The sequence below is a fragment of the Microbacterium sp. H6 genome, from assembly GCF_003314775.1.
Lineage (GTDB): Bacteria > Actinomycetota > Actinomycetes > Actinomycetales > Microbacteriaceae > Microbacterium > Microbacterium oxydans.
In genome coordinates this window covers 1-2,836 of sequence record NZ_QOAY01000239.1, presented here as the reverse complement: position 1 = coordinate 2,836, position 2,836 = coordinate 1, and the positions used below count along the sequence as shown (strand labels likewise).

Annotated in this window: 3 protein-coding genes; all 3 read left to right on the top strand. The window is 71.7% G+C overall.

Features of this window, described 5'->3' with window-relative positions; all coding sequences use genetic code 11:
• Positions 1-1,049: CocE/NonD family hydrolase (locus tag DSP71_RS15335; RefSeq protein WP_258546485.1), on the top strand; the 1,049-nt coding region annotated here is incomplete at its 5' end.
• On the top strand, positions 1,046-2,449 hold the full coding sequence (locus tag DSP71_RS15330) for a YcaO-like family protein (RefSeq protein WP_113681518.1): 1,404 nt from the start codon (positions 1,046-1,048) through the stop codon (positions 2,447-2,449). The genes DSP71_RS15335 and DSP71_RS15330, both read left to right, overlap by 4 nt.
• A 38-nt stretch (positions 2,450-2,487) precedes the next feature.
• A partial coding sequence (locus tag DSP71_RS15325) for a hypothetical protein (protein ID WP_147251338.1) occupies positions 2,488-2,836 on the top strand: 349 nt, incomplete at its 3' end.

Sequence of the window (2,836 nt, the reverse complement as noted above, 5' to 3'; positions counted from 1 at the left end):
GGATCGGTCACCGAGCACACGGTGCTCCCCTTCCCCGCGGCACCGCCGAGGCTGCTCCGATGACCCCGCCGCGCGATGCCCGTCCTCATGTCGTCGTCGCCGATGACGGCGCCCTGCTGCGCGGATGGGCCTGGTCGCCCGCAGAGACGCGAGGCGTGGTGGTCATCCGCACTCCCTACGGGGCCTGGCGCCACGCCGACACCGCGCGGGCGTGGGTGAGGCGCGGCTACCGCTGCGTGATCCACGACGTGCGCGGCCGACACTCGTCCGACGGCGAATGGCACCCCTACCTCTCCGAGCGTGCAGACGGCCGCGCGGTGGTCGATGCTGTCAGGGCCGAGAGCCCCGGGCTGCCGCTCCTGCTCTCCGGCGGGTCGTATGCCGCCCACACCGCGCTCGAGGCGGCGAGGTCGGTCGACGTCGATGCACTCGTGCTCCTCGTTCCGGCTCTCGGGCTCGCCGAGACCGCGTGGGACGAGAACGGGCGACCACACCTGCGAGACCGGATCGGGTGGTGGCACCAGCACGGTCGCGGGGCGCGTTCCCATCCCCCGCTGAACGATGAGGAGCTCGAGGCCAGGGTGGCGCGGGCATCCGAGGTCGGCGTGCACCGGGCCGCTGCGGAATGGGGGTGGTCGCGGGAGGTGCTCTCCGGCTGGCGTCGCCTGTGGTCAGCGCCCGCCGTCGATCTGCACCGTGCATACGGCGACCTCCGCGTACCCCTGCTGCTCATCCGCGGCGACCACGACTTCTTCTTCACGGATGCGGGCCGGCTCGCCGATGCCTGGCGTGGGCCGCTGCACCTGGTCGACGGGCCCTGGGGCCACCGGCTCGCCGCCGACATCGACGATGACGACGTCCGCTCCCGGCTGCGCAGCGCGGGCGGCATCGGCGGGGTGCTGGACACCTGGCTCACCGAGACCGGTCTGCCATCGGCGGGAACAGCGTCGGCATCCGAGCCCGCAGGCGTCGATCGGCATCCGACCCGCCGCACCAGATCGGCCTTCGAACCCGAGACCGGTAGCTGGCGCTACGAGAGGACAGCATGAAAGCGCACGACACCCCGAATCACCGCACCGCTCGAGCGACCCTGCCTGCCGAGGCGCTCGTCGACGCGGAGGCCGGCATCATCCGCTCCGTGCGCGAGGTTCCGCATCCGATCGGCGCTCCGCACCGGTATCTGGCTCTCACCGCATCGGTGGCCGATGCCCGCCTGCTCGGCGAATGGCCCGCTGATCGGGTCTCGCTCGGCACCTCGTTCGGAGACCCCGCGCAGGCGCGCATCGCGGCCATCGGCGAAGGCGTGGAGCGGTACTGCGGCAACTGGCTGCCCGACGTGCTGCCGCCGCACGACCTCCGCGTCGCCTCAGCGGAAGAACTGCGCGCCGACGGGGAGGCCGTCATCGACGACGCGGATCTTCCGCGCTTCGCCGATTGGCAGCTCTCCCGTCCGGGCTTCCCCTATCAGCGGCTGGAGGCGTCCACGCCGACGCTGTGGGCGCGCTGCGACGATCTCGACGGGGGCTCGGTGTGGATGCCGGATTCCCTCGTGCACCTGAACTGGCGGCAATCCCGCTTCCGCTCCCTGCCCCGCACGCATCATCTCAACTACGCCGGCATCGCCACGGGGGCGGGTTTTGACGATGCGCGCGACCGCGGGGTGATCGAGGTGATCGAGCGGGATGCGCTCGAGGTGTGGTGGCACCTCGACGGGCCGACGTTCGGCATCGACCCTGCGACGGTCCCGGGCCTCCTCGATGATCTGGAGGGGAGCAGCCTGCGTGTGTGGCTGGTCGCCATGCCGTCGGAGTTCGCCCCGGCGATCGGTGCTCTCGTGCATGATCCGGAGCGCGGCCTCTACGCCGCGGGGTTCTCGGCCGCACTCGATCCTGCACGTGCCGCACGGAAGGCCGTGCTGGAAGCCGTGCACACCTGGATCTACACGCAGGGCTGCACGACGGCGGACGGATGGGTGTTCCGCGCCGTCGCCGAGGGATTGATGGCCAAGGGACTCACCCTCGAGTTCCGTGCGGACGCCGACTACACGACCGCGGCCGGAGTCGAGTTCGAGAAGGTGATCGACCTCGGCGCACACGTGCAGGTCTGGCTGGACCCGACCGTGCACGGAGAGGCGCGCCGGTTCCAGGATCCGGTGCAGGGGGTACTCCCGTTGAGCGCAGTGGAACCGGTGACGATGGACGAGGTCTATGCGCGCCTGGCTGATCGCGGCCACCGCGTGCTCACGCGCGACCTCACGACCTCCGACGTGCGGCGCACCGACCTGCGCGTGGTGCGCTCGATCGTGACGGGGCTGGTCCCCAACGCACCGGCCGCGTTCTCGTACCTCGGCATGCCCCGGTTCCGAGAGGCGGCGCAGGAGCGCGGCTGGCGGACGACCTGGAGCGGCGGACCGGAGGACTTCACGCTCCTCCCGGCCCCGCACATGTGAGGCCGACCATGGCGCAGAGCTTGCGGGAAGAGCATGGCGTGTCCGCACCGCTCGACCAGGTGCACTCGACGCGGGTGCCGTCCGGCCCGTTGCCGCCCGGCCCGAGGGTGAACGCCTGGGGACGGACCGGAGCCGTGGCGGACGAACCTCCTGTCGGTGTGCGCGAGCTCGTCGACGGACTGTGGCACCCCGGGGAGTTCCATCGGGTGGAGGACGGCACGGCCACGAGCATCCGCCGTCGCCCGGTGCCCTCAGCCGGGGCGTGCTACCCGGTGCAGACGCACCTCGTCGACGCGGTCGGTGTGCGCTGGGCGGTCGACCACGACGGAGGCTTCTTCCTCCGGCGTGATCCGCGTTCCGATCGCGTGGACGGATGGCCGTCGACCA